This is a genomic window from Cupriavidus sp. 291-E7, assembly GCF_057798835.1.
Window position 1 is genome coordinate 225601 of record NZ_JBYOJV010000007.1, and the last position, 18217, is coordinate 243817.

Consider the following 18217-nt stretch of genomic DNA (forward strand, 5'->3'; position numbering starts at 1 on the left):
GACCTGCCATGCCCACACTTTCCGCCGATCACATTGACATGCTGCGCCAGTCCGTGCGCGGCAAGGTGCTGTTGCCGAACGATGCCGGATACGACGTTGCCCGCACCGTCTGGAATGCCACGGTCGACCGACGGCCGGCGGTCATTGTGCAGTGCACCGGCACGGCCGACGTCATGCAGGCCGTGAACTTCGCGCGCGATCACGGCCTGACCGTCGCCGTGCGCGGCGGCGGCCACAACATCGCCGGTAGTGCGATCTGCAATGACGGGCTGGTGGTCGACCTGTCGCAACTGCGCAGCGTCCATATCGATCCGCGCGATAACGTGGCGTGGGTCAGCCCCGGTGCCACGCTGGGCGACTTCGATCACGAGGCACAGGCGCAGGGACTCGCCACGCCGCTTGGGATCAACTCGACAACCGGGGTGGCGGGACTGACGCTCGGCGGCGGCTTTGGCTGGCTGACGCGTCAGTACGGCATGACGGTGGACAACCTGCTCGGTTGCGAAGTGGTGACAGCCGATGGCCAGCGGCGCTGGGCCGATGCGAACCACGAGCCGGAGCTGTTCTGGGCGCTGCGCGGCGGAGGCGGCAACTTCGGCGTGGTCACGTTGTTCCAGTTCCGCCTGCATCCGGTGGGACCGATGGTGACGGCCGGATTGATCGTATTCCCCGCTGCGGAAGGAAAGTCCGTGCTGCGCCAGTACCGTGCCTTTACGGAGTCGGCCATGCCCGACGACTTGAACGTCTGGGTGGTGCTACGCAAGGCGCCGCCCCTGCCATTCCTGCCGTCTTCGGCGCATGGTGCCAACGTGGTGGTGCTGGCCGTCTTCTACACCGGAGACCCCGGCACGGCCGACAAGGCGATCGACCCATTACGCGCATTCGGCCAGGCGGTGGGCGAGCACGTCGGCCAGGTTCCCTACACGGCGTGGCAGCAGGCATTCGACCCGCTGCTGACACCGGGCGCGCGCAACTACTGGAAGTCGCACAACTTCACGCGGCTGGACGATGCGGCCATCGACCTGATGACCGACTATGCGGCACGCGGCCCGTCCGCCCATGCCGAGATTTTCATCGGGCAGGTGGGCGGCGTGGTCAACCGCGTGGCGCCGGACGCCACGGCGTACCACCATCGCGATGCGCGCTACGTCATGAACGTGCATTCGCGTTGGGACCGCGCCGACGAAGATGCCACCTGCATCGCCTGGGCGCGCGATTTCTTCAACGCTACGGCGCCCTATGCCACGGGCGGGGTGTATGTGAATTTCATGACGGAGGATGAGTCGTCACGTGTGAATGCCGCGTACGGACACAACTTCGACCGGCTGGCGAAGGCCAAGCGTACCTACGATCCACAGAACCTGTTCTGCACCAACCAGAACATCAAGCCGTCGCCGTGACGCTTGCCGGCACACACCGTTGCGCCATGCGTTGCTATCATGCGCCGCATGGCCGACGACCTGTTCATTCCCCACCACGAGTATGAGATCACCGCGATTCGCGCGCAGGGCGCGGGCGGGCAGAATATCAACAAGGTGTCCAATGCGGTGCACCTGCGCTATGACGTGCGGGGGTCCTCGCTCGCCGCCGATCACAAGGACCGGCTACTGGCCCTGCACGACCATCGCATCACGCGCGACGGGGTGGTGGTGATCAAGGCGCAGCAGCACCGCAGCCTGGAGATGAACCGCGAGGAAGCCATCCGGCGGCTGCACGAGCTGGTGCGCAGCGTGGCCGAGGCCCCGCGTATCCGGCGCGCCACGCGGCCCACGCGGGCATCGAAGGTGCGGCGGGTGGACGCGAAAGTCCAGCGCGGGCAGGTCAAGGCGCTGCGAGGCCGGGTAATCGACTAGAGCCCGCGTCCCGATTCGAACAAAGATTTCAAACGCACGGCGCGGGGGTGTAAAAATGCGTCGATTGGCAGGCATGCTCTGGTCTCGCGCGCTGCTCAGTCACCGCCCTCAAACAGATTTCGACAAGGGACGCCCCCATCCATGTCATCCGTCACCGCTGCCGACGCATTGGAACCGATTCCGCGAGATCCGGGCTGGCCAATCGTTGGCAACCTGTTCCAGATCACACCGGGCGAGGTCGGCCAGCATCTGCTGGCGCGCAGCCGCCATCACGACGGCATTTTCGAACTCGACTTCGCCGGGCGGCGGGTGCCATTCGTGTCGTCGGTGGCACTGGCCGCCGAGATTTGCGATCCGGCGCGCTTTCGGAAAATCATCGGTCCCCCGCTGTCGTATCTGCGCGACATGGCTGGCGACGGACTGTTCACCGCACACAGCGATGAGGCGAACTGGGGCTGCGCGCACCGCATCCTGATGCCGGCGTTCAGCCAGCGCGCGATGAAGGGTTACTTCGACGTGATGCTGCGCGTGGCTAACCGTCTCGTCGAAAAATGGGACCGCAAGGGGCCCGACGCCGACATCGCGGTAGCCGACGACATGACGCGGCTGACCCTCGACACCATCGCGTTATCCGGCTTCGGGTACGACTTCGAATCGTTCGCCAGCGATGAGCTGGACCCGTTCATCGTGGCGATGGTCGGTGCGCTCGAAGAGGCGATGCAAAAGCTGACGCGGTTGCCGATCCAGGACCGCTTCATGGGTCGCGCGCACCGCCAGTTCGCCGAAGACGTGGCCTACATGCGCAACCTCGTGGACGACGTGATCCGGCAGCGGCGCAGCGCACCCCGGCCAGGCATGGACCTGCTGAACCTGATGCTGGAAGCGCACGACCCGGAGACCGACCAGCAGCTTGACGACGCCAATATCCGCAACCAGGTCATCACGTTCCTGATTGCCGGCCACGAAACCACCAGCGGCCTGCTGACATTTACGCTGTACGAACTGCTGCGCAATCCCGGCGTGCTGGCGCAGGCCTATGCGGAAGTGGATGCGGTGTTGCCCGGCGATGCACCGCCGGTCTATGCCGATCTGGCGCGCATGCCAGTGCTCGATCGCATACTCAAGGAGACGCTTCGCCTCTGGCCCACCGCGCCGGCGTTTGCCGTGGCGCCGTTCGAGGATGTTGTGCTGGGCGGCCGCTACCGGCTGCGTCAGAACCGCCGCGTCTCGGTGGTGCTCACTGCGTTGCACCGCGACCCCAAGGTGTGGGAGAACCCGGAGCGATTCGACATCGACCGCTTCCTGCCCGAGAACGAGGCGAAGCTTCCGGCGCACGCCTATATGCCCTTCGGCCACGGCGAGCGGGCGTGTATCGGCCGCCAGTTCGCGCTGACCGAAGCCAAGCTGGCACTGGCGCTGATGCTGCGGAACTTCGCATTCCACGACCCTTACGACTACCAGTTCCGGCTCAAGGAAACGCTGACGATCAAGCCGGACAACCTTATCCTGCGCGCGCGCCGCCGGCGTCCGCATGAGCGGATCGTGACGCAGGCCATCTCGGAGGCCGTGGCCGATACCGGGCAGGCGGAAGTGCGCGGCAATGGGCAGGCCATGACGGTGCTGTGCGCATCGAGCCTGGGCACCGCGCGCGAGCTGGCTGAGCAGATTCATGGTGGCGCGGTGGCGGCGGGCTTCGATGCCACGCTCGCTGACCTGGACGATATCGTCGATGCGCTGCCCACGTCGGGACTGCTGGTCGTCGTGGCCGCCACCTACAACGGCCGCGCGCCCGATTCGGGCCGAAGATTCGAAGCGATGCTCGATGCCGGCCGCGCCGATGACTACCGTGTCGACGGATTGCGGCTGGCGTTGCTCGGTTGCGGCAACTCGCAATGGGCTACATACCAGGCGTTTCCGCGCAGGGTGTTCGATTTCTTCATGCAGGCCGGCGCGGTGCCGTTGCTGCCGCGTGGCGAGGCCGATGGCAATGCCGACTTCGATCAGGCAGCCGAGCGCTGGCTCGCGCAACTGTGGCAGGCACTGCAGGCCGATGGCGCCAACACGGGCAGCGTCGGCGTAGAGGTACAGGTGCGCAGCGTCGACGCGATTCGTGCTGATACGCTGCCGGTCGGCACGCAGCCATTCACGGTGCTGGCCAATACCGAACTGGTCAGCGACCCGGCAGGGCTGTGGGATTTCTCGATCGAAGCGCCGCGTACGTCGACGCGCGAGATCCGCCTGCAACTGCCGTCGGGCGCGACCTACCAGACTGGCGATCATGTCGCGGTCTGGCCGCGCAATGCGGCGAGCGTCGTGACTGATCTGTGCGAGCGGCTCGGCCTCGACGCGGAGGCGATGGTCACGCTGTCGGCGCCGCACGGTGCCGGACGCGGCCTGCCCATCGGCGACGCGCTGCCGCTGCGGCAACTGCTGACGCACTTCGTCGAGTTGCAGGACGTCGTGTCACGCCAGACGCTGCGCGCACTGGCGCAGGCCACGCGCTGCCCGGTCACACGGCAAGCGCTCGAACGGCTGGCTTCCGAAGATGCCGCGGAAGGGTACGCCGCGCGGGTTGCCACGCGGCGCCTGAACGTGCTCGATGTCCTGGCGGCGTACCCGGCGATTGCGCTGACGCTACAGCAACTGCTGGCGTGCACGGTGCCGATGCGGCCGCGCTTCTATTCCATCGCATCCTCGCCGCTGGTGTCGCCGGACGTGGCGACCTTGCTGGTTGGCACGGTCTGGGCGCCCGCGCTATCGGGACGCGGCCAGTTTCGCGGCGTGGCGTCGACGTGGCTGCAAACGCTGCCGCCAGGCGCGCAGGTGTCGGCATCGATTCGCACGCCGAATCCACCATTTGCGCCGCCGTCCGATCCGTCGGTGCCGATGCTGCTGATCGGCCCCGGCACGGGCATCGCACCATTCCGTGGCTTCCTTGAGGAACGTGCGGCCCAGCAGGCGGCCGGGCAACACGTGACACCGGTGCAGCTCTACTTTGGCTGCCGCCATCCCCGGCACGACTGGCTGTTCCACGACGAGGTCGCACGCTGGGCCGATGCCGGCGTGGCGCATGTCCATACCGCTTACTCGGTCGTGCCTGGTGCCGCGCGTTATGTGCAGGATCTGCTGTGGCAGCGCCGTGCGGATGTCTGGCGGCAGCTGCAGGCGGGAGCCGTGGTCTATGTCTGCGGCGATGGCCGCCGCATGGCGCCGGCCGTGCGCCAGACGCTGATCGAGATCGGCGCGGAGCAGGGCGCCATGACGCCCGAAGCGGCATCGGACTGGTTCGCCGCGCTCGTCCAGCAAGGGCGGTACCGGCAAGACGTGTTCAACTGACACGGACCAACGCGCGGCCAGTGGTTTGGCAGGATTCCACGGAACCTTGTCTGTCGGCCGCCGAGTGGGACCCGTACGCTGGAAGTCATCCTCTTGTCCGATTCCGGAGACGCAGATGGCTTCCCTCGCAATGCGGCAGGCGCGCGTGCTGGCACTCTGCCAGGCGCTGTACACGTCCGCGCTATCCGTCGATTTGACCCTGACCGGGCTGGTTGGCTACACGCTGGCGCCCACCAAGGCCCTGGCCACGTTGCCCTTTGCGCTGATCACCGTGGCCTCCGCGTTGACGGCCATTGCCGCCGCGTTCGTGATCGAGCGCTTTGGCCGCCGCTTTGCGTTCTGCCTGGGCGGTGTTGCCTGCATGCTGGGCGGATGGGTGTCGGTTGCCGCGATCTGGCGCCATGATTTCTGGCTGTTCTGTGTTGGCACGGCACTGGTTGGCGTGTTTCAGGCGTTTGCCCGTTTCTACCGGCTTGCGGCGGCCGATGCGGCACCCGTCGCCGAAAAGCCGCGTGCGATCTCGGCGGTACTGACCGGCGGTGTGGTGGCTGCGGTATGCGGGCCAGCCATCGCCGCGTGGAGCGCCGACATGATGCAGCCGACGCCCTTTGCTGGCTCCTATGCCGTGGTGGCCGTGTTCGGCGCGCTGACGGTGATGCTGCTGCTGGTCGCGTATCGGGAATCGCCCGGTGCCGATCATGCTGGGACGGCTGCGGATCATCAGCCCGCGCGGCCGCTTGGCGCCATCGTGCGGCAGCCGGTGTTCCTGGCCTCGTTCGCCAACAACGGCATCGGCAACGCGGTGATGATGTTCATGATGACGGCCACGCCGATCGCGGCAATCGCCTGCCAGCACACGATCACACAGGGTGCGCAGATCATCGAATGGCACCTCGTGGGCATGTATGCGCCTTCGTTCTTCTCGGGCTGGCTGCTGCAACGCTTCGGCAATCCGGCCATGCTGGTGGCGGGCATTGCGCTGTCCGCGCTGGCGGCCGTTGTGGCGTTGTGCTCGACGTCGCTGGTGGCGTTCTACGTCGCGCTGCTGTGCCTTGGTGTCGGGTGGAATTTCATGTTCGTCGGCGGGACGACGCTGCTGACCAGTAGCTATCGACCCTCGGAACGCGCACGCACGCAGGCCGCGAGTGAGTTTTCGACGGCCGTGCTGACGGCGGTGGCCACGCTGGCTGCCGGGCAGGTGCTCAATGTGTGGGGCTGGCAGGGCGTGAACCTGGCGGTGCTGCCGGCCTTGGGTATCGCGCTGGTGATGACGCTGGTGTGGCAGCGCCGGGAAAGAATGACGCTGTCGGCGGCGGGCGTATGATCGCCTGATCCCTGTCAGGCTTCGCCATCGATCATGCACCTCGTCCCAGACCCGCCCCGCGTTGTCGTGATCGTCGCTCCCGACCCAGCTCAGGAGCTGGACGTCACCGGCCCCACCGCGGTCTTCGGCGCTGCCAACAAGCTTTGCGGGCGTGACCAGCCGCCCTACGAGGTACACGTCGCCAGCGTCAGCCAAGACGGCATCATCCACACGGAAAGCGGGCTGCGGATGCTGGCCGACGCGCCGTACCACGAGATCCTCGCCAGGATCGGCAAGCCCGTCGATACGCTGCTGATCTCTGGCGGTGCCGGGCATCGGCAGGCGGCGGACGATGCCAGGCTGATTGGCTGGCTGCGAGACCAGGCGACCACCGTGCGCCGTATGGGCGCGGTGTGCACGGGCGCGTTCGTGCTGTGCCGGACGGGCCTGCTCGATGCACAGCGTGTTACCACGCATTGGCGCCATGCCGAGCGGCTGGCGCAACGGTATCCCCAGCTCACCGTCGATGCCGATCCGATCTGGATTCGGGCAGGGCGTTTCTATACGTCGGCGGGCGTTACAGCGGGAATGGACCTGTCACTGGCGCTGGTCGAGGAAGACCTTGGCCATGCGGTTTCGCTCGACGTCGCGCGTGAGCTGGTGCTGTTTCTGCGCCGGCCAGGAAACCAGGCGCAGTTTTCCACGCTGCTGCGTGCACAAGCCGCGCAAAGCCCCGAGCTGCGCGCGTTGCAGACGTGGATGGCCGACAACCTCGGCCGCGATCTGTCGGTGGGCGCGCTGGCCGAACGTGCGGCGATGAGCCCGCGCAACTTCGCGCGCGTCTTTGCCAAGCAGGTGGGAGAAACGCCGGCGCGCTATGTGGAACGGCTGCGCGTGGAAGCCGTACGGCGGCTGCTGGAAGGCAGCGACCGCCGGCTTGAAGCGATTGCCAACGCCACGGGATTCGGCAACGCCGACGTCATGCGGCAGGCGTTTCTGCGCCATGTGCAGACCACGCCCGAGCGATATCGGGCAGCCTTCCGTGCCGACGGGGCCGGCGGTGCGGGAGAAGACGGCCTGGCGGCGTAGTACCTTGCGGCGCGCCGCCAGCCGTACCCGCATCAGCGGGCGTTTTGCAGTGCGGCGATGCGCGACTCGATCGGCGGGTGGCTTGAGAACAGCGCCATCCACGACTTGCCTCCCGAGATACCCAGGGCCTGCATGTTTTGCGGCAGGCCGTCGGCGTCGAGGCCGCCCAGGCGGCGCAGCGCGGACACCATCGGCGTGGCCGTACCCATCAGGCCAGCAGCGCCGGCATCGGCACGGTACTCGCGATGGCGCGAGAACGCGGCCACGATGATGCTGGCCAGGATGCCGAACACGATCTCGCAGACCACCACCGTGATCATGTAACCGATGCCGGGGCCGCTCGATTCCTCGTCGTTGCGGCGCAGCCACGAGTCGACAAAGTAGCCGACCACGCGCGCCATGAAGATCACGAACGTGTTGACCACGCCCTGGATCAGCGTCAGCGTGACCATGTCGCCATTGGCGACGTGAGCCACCTCGTGCGCCAGCACGGCTTCCACTTCGTCGTGCGACATCGATTGCAGCAGCCCCGTGGACACCGCCACGAGCGAGCTTTTCTTCGACGCGCCGGTGGCAAAGGCGTTGGGCTCGCCGTCGTAGATCGCCACTTCAGGCATCGGCAGGCCCGCGCGCGTGGCCAGCTTCTCCACGGTCTGCATGAGCCAGAGCTCGGTGCTGGTGCTCGGATGGGTGATCACCTGCGCACCGGTGGACCATTTGGCGATGGTCTTGGACATCAGCAGCGAGATGAACGAGCCACCGAAACCCATCAATGCGGCAAAGACCAGCAACATGCCAAGGTTCAGGCCATTGGCGGTCAGGAAGCGGTTCACGCCCAGCAGACTGGCCGTGATACTGAGTACGAGCATGACGGCGATATTGGTCGCCAGGAACAGGAAGATACGTTTCATGGTTGTGGGGCAATACAGGTAAGAACGCGGACGTGGCCGCAGGCGCGCGCGACACGCTTCACACGTGCCAGGCGACAAGGGTAGGCGTGGCACAAGTCAGCCACGCGAAACGGGATCAGCCGCGCGGTGGACGCGGCAGCAGGGGCAGGTCGGGATCAGGCAGCGCGGCGGCTGCATAGCGGGGCACCGCACCGCGCGCGATGGATGTCACGACGCGCGGCATGGGCGCGGGCAACAGTTGCTCGGCAAAGTCGGGGCCAGGTGGCGTCGGCTCGGCGCCGTCGGCCGGCATCGAGGTATCCGACGATACCGGCGTGGCGAAGTCGGCCTGATCGGCCGCCACGGCTGCGCTGGTGACAGCCGCGCCGTTGTCCTGCGCAATGGCCACCGCATGCGGGGTATGCACCAGATCGGCGACTGATACGGACGCGCCAATGCTCGCCCAGGCCTGCAGTGGCAGGAAGGCAAGCAGCACGATCATCAACAGGAGCCGAAGCGGGTGCACGGGGGCGGGTGACGCACAAGACAAAAACGATGCGTCGATTCTACAGGATGGCGGGCGGGCCGGTTGGGCGCGCCGTGCACTATCCGACGATTCTCAATGCGGCGCGCGTGCCCCACCAGGCGGCTTCCTCGAAGACCGACAGGCCGGACAGGTCGGCGTGCGCGAACAGGACTTGTCCATCGGCCGCGCGCAGGGCGGCGACACCGGCGTTGGACAGGAAGCCGGGCACGGGCGTCGTCATGGCATGGCCGCGCGCGGTGATCTCCACGGCGTCGGCATGGCGCCAGAATTCGCGCCCATAGACGGATTTCAGGTCGGTGACGGCCAGCTCCATCAGCGCGGCGGGTGATGCGTCGACCAGCCAGCGGCGCACCGCGTCCGGATCGCGGCCATTGGGCACGCCCGCCTGCGCATCGAGCGGGCAATATGCGGTGAACGCCGTTTGTGCCGGACGCGCCTGCCGAATCCACTGATGCGTGGCCACCACATAGCCCAGGCCGCGCGAGCCGTGCACGACGTTGTCCCAGGCCAGCGGCACGCCCGCCTGCTCCTGCGGATAGCCGCGCAGATGGAAGCTCGACACCAGCCACGGCGCGTGATGCTGCAGATGCACGGCGGGGTCGAATCCCAGCGGCCGCAGCGGCATCAGATGCGCGGCCACGTGCAACGGCATCGCGCAAATCACCCGGCGCGCCACGATGCACGACAGCCTGGGCGGGCGGCCGAAGCCATCGGGCCATTCCGCGTAAAGGATGCTAACGCCCCGCGTGGATGGCTCGATGCGGATCGCCGTGCCGCGCTGCCGCCAGGGATGCGACGCACCCAGGCGCGCATCGATCCTCGCCGTCAGCCGCGTCACCAGGCCGTGCAGACCATCGGGCCAGGTCAGCACGGCACCGTCGGCGGCGTTGCTGGCGTGGCCGCCACGGCTGGCGAAGTAGTGCAGACCGGCCCACGCGGAAACCACGTCGGCGCCGGCGCCATAGTCGTCGCGGCAGCAGTAGTCGGCGTACCAGTGCAAGGTCGGTGCCGTGTAGCCCTGCGCTTCGAGCCATTGTCGAAACGTCTGGCGGTCGAGTGCCAGCCACGCGGGGTCGCGCGAGGATTCGGCCAGCGGTATGGCGAATACTTTGCGGCCGTCGTTGCCGACGGCGATGCGCAGTTGATCGACCTGGGCAAGAAACCGCGCATGCTGGTCGTGATGAACGTCGCTGTCTGGCAGCAGGCCATCCTGCCACGCGCCGTCGTGGAACAGGCGCTCCTCGGGCGCGTGCACCAGTGCGCGCTCGTCAAAGCGCGGGCGGGCATCGAATGGATCGCGCTCGATCACGCCCACGTCGGCCAGCATCTCGCGCACATGGGTGGACTCCGCCGAGGGCAGGGGCAGGTAGTGCGCGCCGCGCGGAAAGCCGATATCGCCAAAGCGCCCGCCCGCCGCATTGCCACCGAACTCCGGACCCTCCAGCATGACGAAGTCACGCAACCCCGCGCGCGACAGTTGCCACGCCGCCGAAATGCCACCGACGCCGCTTCCAAGAATCGCCACATCCACGCGCCGCTCGCCGGTGGGCGGCGGCCAGTGCCGCGCGTCGCGCAGGGCGTGGCCTTCGGCCATGCCGGGGCGCAGCACGATGGGCGATGGCTCACGCAGGCCCAGGCCCGCCAGGAAGTGCGCGGCATCGTCGCCGATGCGTTCGCAACCGGCCAGTGTGGTGCCCGCCGCAGCAATCAGAAAGCGCCGTCGGTCCATCGTTTTGCGTTATCGGATGACGTTGCGCCAGTCCTGCTCGAAGTCATGCACCAGCGTCTGTTCGTTGAGCCGGTTTGCCTGGCCTTCACGCGGTGCCATGTCGGCGGGAAAACTGAACATCAGCTTCGTGCTGTCGGCGTCGAGGAATTTCAATGGCACGTCATAGCGCGACGGCGGCGCATAGTCGGCGCGCTTGCCGGCGATGATGAAACCCCATTCGCCAAACGACGGCACGTAGGTGTGGTACGGCCAGGTATGCAGGCCGGCCTCGCGCAGCGTGGCGGCGATATCCCAGAACGAGCGCGGCGCGTAGTAGGGCGAGGTCGACTGCACCACTGCGTAGCCTTTCTCCGCCAGGTGGCGCGACAGCAGCCGGTACATCGGCACCGAGTACAGCTTGCCGAGGCCGAAGTTCGAAGGGTCGGGCAGGTCGACGATGATCGCATCGAAGCTGTCCTGGCTCTGCTCCAGCCACTGCGCGGCGTCGGCATTGACCACGGTTACGCGCTTGTCGCCAAGCGATCCCTGGTTCAGCGCGCGTAGCGGCTCGCTGCGCGAGAACAGCGTGGTCATGGCCGGGTCCAGGTCCACCAGCGTCACATGTTCGATGCGCGGGTACTTGAGGATTTCGCGCAGCGCCAGCCCGTCGCCGCCGCCGATCACCAGCACGCGCCGCGCCCAGGGCAATGCCTGCAGCACCGGGTGCACCAGTGCCTCGTGATAGCGGTGTTCGTCGCGCGAGGAGAACTGCAGGTTGCCGTTGATGTAAAGGCGCAGGTCGTCCTTCCAGCGCGTAATCACCAGCCGCTGGTAGGGCGTGGTCTCGCTGTGGATGATCTCGTCGCCGAACATGCCGCGCTCGGCCCAGCGTGTGAGGTGCGTGGAGCCAGCAAAGCCCGCGGTCAGCAGCGCGAACACGATGCCGGCGCGCAGCGTGCGTAGCGTGGTGCCCTGTATCTCGTCACGAAAGATGCGTAGCGTGAACAGCGCCACCGCGACATTGAGCATGCCAAACAGGAAGCCCGTGCGCGACAGGCCCAGCCGTGGCGCCAGTACCAGCGGAAATACCAGCGACACGGCGAGCGCGCCGAGGTAGTCGAACGTCAACACGCGGCTGACCAATTCGCTGAACTGGGCACGGCGCGCATTGAGGATGCGCATGACCAGCGGAATCTCCATCCCCACCAGCAGCCCGATCACGAACACCAGCGCGTAGAGCGCGGTGCGGAATGGCGCGGACAACCACGCGAACACCACGAACAGCAGCGCCGCCGAGATGCCTCCCAGCAGGCCGACCAGGATTTCGATGTCGATAAAACGCGACAGTACGTCTTCGTCCTTCACGTACCTGGACAGCCATGAGCCGACGCCCATCGCAAACAGGTAGCAGCCTATGATGGAAGAAAACTGAAGGATCGAATCGCCCAGCAGATAGCTGGAGAGGGCACCGGCAATCAGTTCGTAGCCAAGCCCGCAGGAGGCCACGATCAACACCGACAGGACAAGGGTACGGTCGCGCATGGGCGGCGGCGTGCAGCAGAAGAAAAGCCGGCACGCAACACGCGTCCGGCGTTGTCAGAATTACTTCTATTGGAATAAATGCGGCTGCGGATATACTTTGCCGCAACCATATTTGCGGCATCGCATCGGCAGGACGGGAACCCCCAACCACACGTCAAGAACGACCCGAACATGCAACCTATCTATGCCTACGTCGAGCATCTGCTTGCAAGCCTTGTGCTGCTGGTCGTGTTCGTCGGAGTCTACACCAGGATCACGCCGTTCCACGAGTTCACGCTGATCCGCCAAGGCAATATCGCGGCGGCGCTGTCGCTGGGCGGTAGCACGCTCGGTTTCTGTTTTACGCTGTCATCGAGCATCCAGCACAACGACACCTTCCTGATGTTCCTGGTGTGGTCGCTGGGGGCGCTGGTGGTACAGGCCGTGGTCTATGCCGCGCTGGCGCGCGCGCTGCCGGACATGGACGCGGCCATCGAATCGAACAACATTGCGATGGGCGGCCTGATGGGCACGATGTCGCTCACGGTTGGCGTGCTCAACGCCGCCTGCCTGTCCTGAAGCCGGACGGTACGCGCGGCAAACCATTCACCCTTCGAGAGGTGCGGACATGAGTATCGGGTCATTCATCAAGAAGCAGTTCATCGACATCCTCCAGTGGACCGAGGACGCCGACGGCGTACTGGCCTGGCGTTATCCGATGGAGGACATGGAGATCCAGTACGGCGGCAGCCTGACGGTGCGTGAATCGCAGATGGCGGTCTTCGTCAACGAAGGCAAGATCGCCGATGTGTTCGGTCCGGGCATGTACAAGCTGACCACGCAGACGCTGCCGGTGCTGACGTACCTGAAGAACTGGGACAAGCTCTTCGAATCGCCGTTCAAGTCCGACGTCTACTTCTTCAGCACGCGGCTGCAGATTGGCCGCAAGTGGGGCACGGCGCAGCCGATCACGATCCGCGACGCGGACTTCGGCATGGTGCGGCTGCGCGCGTTTGGTCTGTACTCGTACAAGATTGCCGATCCAAAACTGTTCTACACCGAGATCAGCGGCACGCGCGCCGAGTACTCGCGTGACGAAGTGGAAGAGCAACTGCGCAACCTGCTGATCGCCACGATGACCAGCACGCTGGGCGCGTCGTCGATCCCGTTCCTGGACATGGCGGCCAACCAGACGCTGATGGCGCAGACCATCCGCGAAAAACTGGTGCCCGAGTTCGCGCGTTACGGTGTGGCACTGGACAACTTCGCGGTGACCAACGTGTCGCTGCCCGAGGAGTTGCAGAAGGCCATCGACACGCGCATCTCGATGGGCATGATGGGCGATATGGCCAAGTACACGCAGTACCAGGTGGCCAGCTCGATTCCGCTGGCGGCACAGAACGAAGGTGGCGTGGCCGGCCTGGGCGCGGGCCTGGCGGCAGGTGCGGTGATGGGCCAGGCGATGGCCGGCGGACTGGTCGGGGGCGTGGCCGGAGCGCCGGGCGCCCCCGCGCCAGCGGCCGGTGCCGCCGGTGCCGCGGCGCCCGCTGCCGACGACCCGGCCGCGCGGCTTGGCAAGCTCAAGGAACTGCTCGACAAGGGCCTGATTTCGCAGGTGGAGTTCGACTCGGCCAAGGCGGAGATCCTGAAGAAACTGGTCGGCTGATTCCGGATGCAAACGGTCAACTGTCCGGGCTGCGGCGCGGAGGTCAGCTTTCGCTCGTCCGCCGCGGTCATGGCGGTCTGCGAGTATTGCCACAGCACGTTGCTGCGCGAGGCCGACCAGGTACGCGATATCGGCAAGATGTCGGCCGTGCTGGAGGACTACACACCGCTCCAGATCAATTCCAGCGGCGTGTGGCAGGGGCAGGGCTTCACGCTCGTGGGCCGTATCCAGTTGCGCTACGACGCGGGCTTGTGGAACGAGTGGTATCTGCTTTTCGACGACGGTACGGATGGCTGGCTGGCCGATGCGTCGGGGCAATACATGCTCACGCGGCAGGTGCCACAAGAGGAGGCGAAGAAGGCCTCGGTCAGCAAGGCGCCCACGTTCGATCACCTGCGTCCCGGCGAGGCGCTGTTCTTCGGCAACCTGCGCTACATCGCCAGCGATGTGCGCGTCGCGCGCTGCACCGGCGGCGAAGGCGAGTTGCCCTTCAAGGTGGGCAGTGGCTGGACCGCGCAGGTGGCCGATTTCCGTGAGTCGGGCAAGTTTCTGACGCTGGACTATGCCGATGGCTATCCGCCGGCGGTCTACAAGGGCGAGGCCGTTTTGCTGCCGCAGCTCAAGGCCCAGTTCCTGCGCGAGTCCGATGCCATCGGCCGCACCGCCGACCGGTATCGCGGCAAGGCGGTGCCGCTGTCTTGCCCGAACTGCGGCAGCCCGATCAGCTGGCGCCCGGGCGTGGCGAACTTCGTGGTGTGTGCGAGCTGCCACAGCGAAGTCGATTGCACGACGTCGACGGCGATCGTGCTCGAAAAGCATGCCGAGATCGAAGCGCTCAAGACCAGCCTGACGCCTGGCGAGATCGGCAACATCGACGGCAAGCCATACGCGGTGCTGGGGCTGCTCCAGTGCATCGACGATGACGAAGACGAGGCGTCCACGTGGGTCGAGTACCTGCTGTTCAACGAGCAGGCCGGCTTTATGTGGCTGGTGGAGCAGGATGCCGGCTGGGATCGCGTGCATGTGCTCGACGTCTGGCCAGACACCGCGCAATCGTCGGTCGCCGTGCTGATGGGCCAGAAGTACGAGAAAGGCTACGCGTACCGGAGCACGGTGCTGTATGCCGCCGGTACGTTCAACTGGCGCGTACAGGCGGGCGATGTGACGCACCTGACCGAGTTCGGCCCGCCAGCGCGGCGTTTGACACGCGAGGCAACCGCGACCGAGATCGTCTGGACGCGCTCGACCACGGTCAGCCGCACGCAGCTGGCGCAATGGTTCAAGGGCAACAAGGCACTGGCGGAAGCGAGCAGGCTGCCCGAGCAGAAGCGCGATGCGCCGGCCGGCGGCGATCTGGCCTATTGCCGCCGTATCGCGTGGGGCACGGTCCTGGTGATGTGGCTGCTCAACGCGCCGATGGCGTTCTTCGGACGCGGCAATTTCACCGGGCTGGTGCTCGGCACGCTGCTGCTCTGGTTGCCGCTCTGGGTCGTGCGCTACATCTCCGATCCGGGATCGCGGCGGCGCGATAGCGATGGTGGCGATGCCGATTCAGGCGACGGTGATGGCGGTGGTGGCGATTAAGAAAGGCTGATACGTGCGATTTCTGTTCCTGGTCTACGGACTCATCATCCTGTTCAGCGTCACGTTCTACACGATGGCGTCGATGGGCTATTCGTCGGCGTCGGGAGGGTCGGCGCGCGGCTGGAGCGGTTCGAGCGGCAGCGGCTGGTCATCCGGCGGCGGTCACAAATAGATATAGACATCGATGAACGCGCCCCGGCTTGATTGCCCAACCGTTCTTGGCCGCCACCTGCTGCTGGACATGCGTGGCGTGCACGCCGCGTTGCTGACGGATGCGGCGGCGATCGAACGCGTGCTGCGGGATGCCGCGCTGGCGGCGGGCGCCACCCCGGTCGATGCACGGCTGCATCATTTCGGGCCAGGACTCGGCGTCACCGGCGTGCTGCTGCTCAAGGAATCCCATATCAGCATCCACACCTGGCCCGAGTACGGTTATGCGGCCGTGGATATCTTCATGTGCGGCACCGCGCGGCCCGAACTCGGGGTCGATGTCATCGTCGGCACCCTGTGCCCGGCCGACTGGCAGGTGCGAGACCATGCGCGCGGCCCGGGTTTTGCGCGTTCCGCCTGACGGGTCTACACTGCGTGCTTAACCCTGTAATCGCTACAGGGATCGAGGAACCAACGCGGAGATCCGGCCATGCGCATCGGCGAACTGTCGCGCCATAGCGGTTGCGACGTGGAAACCATCCGGTATTACGAGCGCGAAGGGCTGCTTGACGCCCCGCAGCGTGAAGACAACGGCTACCGCCGCTACGGCGACGGCCATCTTGTGCAGCTCAATTTCGTGCGCCACTGCCGGTCGCTGGGCATGAGCCTGGCCGATGTGCGCCGGCTGCGCGATTTCCAGCGCAATCCGTCGCTGGCCTGCGACGACATCGACACATTGCTGGATCGCCAGATCGAGCAGATCCACGCACAGCGTGTGTCGCTGGAAGCGCTGGAGACGCAGTTGCGCGCGTTGCGGCACACCTGCGAAAACCCGAATCCGCATCCGGCCAGCGAATGCGGCATTCTGCAGAACCTGCAGCAGGCAGCCGAAGGCGCCGCATGCGAATGCCATCCACGGCATTGATTCATCTCATACTGCCTGGGCGTTCCCCCGCGTCAGCGGGGAATCGTCCTGGCCGCCGTCACGGCGGGCCTGTGCTAGCATGGCCGTTCGCGTCGCATTGACGCTTATTCGTTACACAGAAAATTCTCACGATGTCTCGCCACTTTCCGTCCGCCGCACTTGTTCTGGTCCGCGCCATGCGACCGGCGCGCGCGCGCACGGTGGCGCAGCCCATCACCGCCAGCCGCCGGATCAACGCCCCGCTTGATCCCGCCCGGTTCCCGGCCTGACCGACCCCATTCCTAAGTAGCAAGGGTCCGGTGCCGAACCGGGCCGGAGCCACCAGCTTTTCCGCTGTAGAGCTTGCCAGCGCCCGTGCGGTGCTGGTCCGAACGATTTCCCCACGGCTGCCGTCCGCGTCGCACCGACGCGACGTCCGCCGCCTTTGCGAGAGGCACACATGGCAAAGACCAAGAACCCGACCCTCTATCTCACAGAACTCGACGTGACCCGCCTGGAAGGCATCGCCAGCCGCGCCGGCACCGCCGAACTCGACGAGATGCTCGATGAATTGCTGGCACGCGCGGCCATCGTCGCGCCCGATGCGATCCCGAAGGATGTCGTCACGATGAACTCGCGTGTCGTATGCACGCTGGAGGGAGAAGCGTCTCCGCGCGAGTGGACACTGGCTTACCCCGATGACGCCGACCTGGCGGCGGGCCGGCTGTCGGTACTGTCGCCGATCGGTCAGGCGCTGCTCGGCGCGCGCGCCGGCAACACTGTCGACTATCGCCTGCCCAACGGCAGCGCCCAGCGCGTGACCATTGTCAGCATTGCGTTCCAGCCCGAAGCGAGCGGGCAGTACACGCTCTAGGCGCGTGCAAGAACCCGGGCCACCCGCACTCTTTCGTACCGAAGGGTAGGTGGCCTGTTCCGTACTGCGGAATTCCCAGCCTGGCTGCCGTTCGGTGGCCGCCCCGAACCGTTCATCCACAGACCCAGCGTTTCACGGCGTGCAACGCACCATTCGTCGCAGCGGTATTTCTCGTAGAACTACTAGCCACTAACCTTCACTCCGTGCTCGTATCGCTACACAGATAGCGCGTCCGGGCAGCAGTCAGCTGTGTCCATAAAAAAGTTGTGAATCAGTTGAAGGAGTCCCAGATGAACGCCAAACGTATCCTTGGCGGCGCTCTCATGCTCGCCGCGTTTGCCGCGTCGGCAGCGATTGCCGCGCCAGCCACGACCAAGAAGGTCGGGAAGTTCGACGTGTACGCCGACGCCGCGCGCACCGGCAAGTTCGACACGTTCAGTGAAGGTTCGAAGATCGGCAAGTACGACACCTACACGGACGGAGCCCGTCAGGGCAAGTTCGACTCGTTCGGTGAAGGTGCACGTACCGGCAAGTTCGACAGCTTCAGCGAAGGCTCGCACGCATTCAGCGGCGAGATCTCCGGCTCGGCGCTGGATAATTCGCGCAACGGCGATCTGTACGGCTACAAGGTCTGATGACCTGTCCCGCCAGAACGCAAATCGGCGGCCCCGTGTCACCCCTGGGCCGCCGATTCTGATTTCCGGTTTCTCTCCCACCTGCGCGACCGACCTCCTCCTTCTCTCTCCGTCGCGCAGGTGATTTTTCCCGCCTGCAGTTCCTGCTCCGCTTCTT

General features: G+C 65.9%; 17 protein-coding genes. 13 read left to right on the forward strand and 4 right to left on the reverse strand.

The genetic code is table 11. The features are described 5' to 3' along the window. The first annotated feature begins 8 nt into the window (after positions 1 to 8). From AC3FLX_RS14815 to AC3FLX_RS14835, 5 genes are all read left to right on the forward strand, one after another. Positions 9 to 1400 (forward strand): FAD-binding oxidoreductase, encoded by a 1392-nt coding sequence (locus AC3FLX_RS14815; RefSeq protein WP_488697700.1) that lies wholly within the window; start codon positions 9 to 11, stop codon positions 1398 to 1400. Between the two features lie 48 nt (positions 1401 to 1448). Continuing rightward, positions 1449 to 1853, forward strand: coding sequence for an alternative ribosome rescue aminoacyl-tRNA hydrolase ArfB (gene arfB, locus AC3FLX_RS14820; protein ID WP_488697702.1), 405 nt, complete (start codon positions 1449 to 1451; stop codon positions 1851 to 1853). Positions 1854 to 1994: 141 nt separating this feature from the next. Then, on the forward strand, positions 1995 to 5189 hold the full coding sequence (locus tag AC3FLX_RS14825) for a bifunctional cytochrome P450/NADPH--P450 reductase (RefSeq protein ID WP_488697704.1): 3195 nt from the start codon (positions 1995 to 1997) through the stop codon (positions 5187 to 5189). 115 nt (positions 5190 to 5304) lie between these two features. Beyond that, positions 5305 to 6513, forward strand: coding sequence for an MFS transporter (locus tag AC3FLX_RS14830; protein ID WP_488697706.1), 1209 nt, complete (start codon positions 5305 to 5307; stop codon positions 6511 to 6513). A gap of 33 nt (positions 6514 to 6546) precedes the next feature. Continuing rightward, positions 6547 to 7581, forward strand: coding sequence for a GlxA family transcriptional regulator (locus AC3FLX_RS14835; RefSeq protein ID WP_488697708.1), 1035 nt, complete (start codon positions 6547 to 6549; stop codon positions 7579 to 7581). A gap of 32 nt (positions 7582 to 7613) precedes the next feature. Here AC3FLX_RS14835 and htpX read toward each other — a convergent pair whose 3' ends face one another. The 4 genes from htpX to AC3FLX_RS14855 form a co-directional block, all read right to left on the reverse strand. Continuing rightward, positions 7614 to 8492, reverse strand: a complete 879-nt coding sequence (gene htpX / locus AC3FLX_RS14840) for a protease HtpX (protein WP_488697710.1) — start codon at positions 8490 to 8492, stop codon at positions 7614 to 7616. Positions 8493 to 8607: 115 nt separating this feature from the next. Next, complete coding sequence (locus AC3FLX_RS14845) at positions 8608 to 8973, reverse strand: hypothetical protein (RefSeq protein WP_488697712.1); 366 nt, start codon at positions 8971 to 8973, stop codon at positions 8608 to 8610. A gap of 103 nt (positions 8974 to 9076) precedes the next feature. Next, the gene (locus AC3FLX_RS14850) at positions 9077 to 10747 is read right to left on the reverse strand and encodes an NAD(P)-binding protein (protein WP_488697714.1); all 1671 of its coding nucleotides are present in this window, start codon (positions 10745 to 10747) and stop codon (positions 9077 to 9079) included. 9 nt (positions 10748 to 10756) lie between these two features. Next, entirely contained in the window at positions 10757 to 12268 is a 1512-nt protein-coding gene (locus AC3FLX_RS14855) for a polyamine aminopropyltransferase (RefSeq protein WP_488697715.1), read from the reverse strand. Positions 12269 to 12439: 171 nt separating this feature from the next. On the opposite strand from AC3FLX_RS14855, the gene AC3FLX_RS14860 reads away from it, so the two are divergent. The 8 genes from AC3FLX_RS14860 to AC3FLX_RS14895 all read left to right on the forward strand — a co-directional run bounded on the left by AC3FLX_RS14860 (position 12440) and on the right by AC3FLX_RS14895 (position 18060). Next, positions 12440 to 12826 carry a DUF350 domain-containing protein gene (locus AC3FLX_RS14860; RefSeq protein WP_488697716.1) on the forward strand — a complete coding sequence of 129 codons (387 nt, stop codon included), beginning with the start codon at positions 12440 to 12442 and terminating at the stop codon, positions 12824 to 12826. A gap of 49 nt (positions 12827 to 12875) precedes the next feature. Next, on the forward strand, positions 12876 to 13913 hold the full coding sequence (locus AC3FLX_RS14865) for an SPFH domain-containing protein (RefSeq protein ID WP_488697718.1): 1038 nt from the start codon (positions 12876 to 12878) through the stop codon (positions 13911 to 13913). A gap of 6 nt (positions 13914 to 13919) precedes the next feature. Continuing rightward, positions 13920 to 15497, forward strand: coding sequence for a DUF4178 domain-containing protein (locus tag AC3FLX_RS14870; RefSeq protein ID WP_488697720.1), 1578 nt, complete (start codon positions 13920 to 13922; stop codon positions 15495 to 15497). A gap of 13 nt (positions 15498 to 15510) precedes the next feature. Continuing rightward, positions 15511 to 15669, forward strand: a complete 159-nt coding sequence (locus AC3FLX_RS14875) for a hypothetical protein (RefSeq protein ID WP_488697722.1) — start codon at positions 15511 to 15513, stop codon at positions 15667 to 15669. A gap of 12 nt (positions 15670 to 15681) precedes the next feature. Next, positions 15682 to 16068 (forward strand): adenosylmethionine decarboxylase, encoded by a 387-nt coding sequence (gene speD / locus AC3FLX_RS14880; protein ID WP_488697724.1) that lies wholly within the window; start codon positions 15682 to 15684, stop codon positions 16066 to 16068. A gap of 69 nt (positions 16069 to 16137) precedes the next feature. After that, positions 16138 to 16572 (forward strand): Cd(II)/Pb(II)-responsive transcriptional regulator, encoded by a 435-nt coding sequence (locus tag AC3FLX_RS14885; protein WP_488697726.1) that lies wholly within the window; start codon positions 16138 to 16140, stop codon positions 16570 to 16572. 439 nt (positions 16573 to 17011) lie between these two features. Then, a complete protein-coding gene (gene rnk / locus AC3FLX_RS14890) occupies positions 17012 to 17425 on the forward strand; it encodes a nucleoside diphosphate kinase regulator (RefSeq protein WP_488697728.1) in 414 nt (137 codons plus the stop codon). Between the two features lie 290 nt (positions 17426 to 17715). Then, complete coding sequence (locus AC3FLX_RS14895; protein ID WP_488697729.1) at positions 17716 to 18060, forward strand: hypothetical protein; 345 nt, start codon at positions 17716 to 17718, stop codon at positions 18058 to 18060. Positions 18061 to 18217 lie beyond the last annotated feature (157 nt).

Coding starts and splice junctions, on each gene's coding strand:
- speD (WP_488697724.1), top strand. CDS start 15,682: ATGAACGCGCCCCGGCTTGATTGCCCAACCGTTCTTGGCCGCCACCTG.
- htpX (WP_488697710.1), bottom strand. CDS start 8,492: ATGAAACGTATCTTCCTGTTCCTGGCGACCAATATCGCCGTCATGCTC.
- AC3FLX_RS14845 (WP_488697712.1), bottom strand. CDS start 8,973: ATGATCGTGCTGCTTGCCTTCCTGCCACTGCAGGCCTGGGCGAGCATT.
- AC3FLX_RS14855 (WP_488697715.1), bottom strand. CDS start 12,268: ATGCGCGACCGTACCCTTGTCCTGTCGGTGTTGATCGTGGCCTCCTGC.
- AC3FLX_RS14865 (WP_488697718.1), top strand. CDS start 12,876: ATGAGTATCGGGTCATTCATCAAGAAGCAGTTCATCGACATCCTCCAG.
- AC3FLX_RS14860 (WP_488697716.1), top strand. CDS start 12,440: ATGCAACCTATCTATGCCTACGTCGAGCATCTGCTTGCAAGCCTTGTG.
- AC3FLX_RS14895 (WP_488697729.1), top strand. CDS start 17,716: ATGAACGCCAAACGTATCCTTGGCGGCGCTCTCATGCTCGCCGCGTTT.
- AC3FLX_RS14850 (WP_488697714.1), bottom strand. CDS start 10,747: ATGGACCGACGGCGCTTTCTGATTGCTGCGGCGGGCACCACACTGGCC.
- AC3FLX_RS14885 (WP_488697726.1), top strand. CDS start 16,138: ATGCGCATCGGCGAACTGTCGCGCCATAGCGGTTGCGACGTGGAAACC.
- AC3FLX_RS14815 (WP_488697700.1), top strand. CDS start 9: ATGCCCACACTTTCCGCCGATCACATTGACATGCTGCGCCAGTCCGTG.
- arfB (WP_488697702.1), top strand. CDS start 1,449: ATGGCCGACGACCTGTTCATTCCCCACCACGAGTATGAGATCACCGCG.
- AC3FLX_RS14825 (WP_488697704.1), top strand. CDS start 1,995: ATGTCATCCGTCACCGCTGCCGACGCATTGGAACCGATTCCGCGAGAT.
- AC3FLX_RS14830 (WP_488697706.1), top strand. CDS start 5,305: ATGGCTTCCCTCGCAATGCGGCAGGCGCGCGTGCTGGCACTCTGCCAG.
- AC3FLX_RS14835 (WP_488697708.1), top strand. CDS start 6,547: ATGCACCTCGTCCCAGACCCGCCCCGCGTTGTCGTGATCGTCGCTCCC.
- AC3FLX_RS14870 (WP_488697720.1), top strand. CDS start 13,920: ATGCAAACGGTCAACTGTCCGGGCTGCGGCGCGGAGGTCAGCTTTCGC.
- rnk (WP_488697728.1), top strand. CDS start 17,012: ATGGCAAAGACCAAGAACCCGACCCTCTATCTCACAGAACTCGACGTG.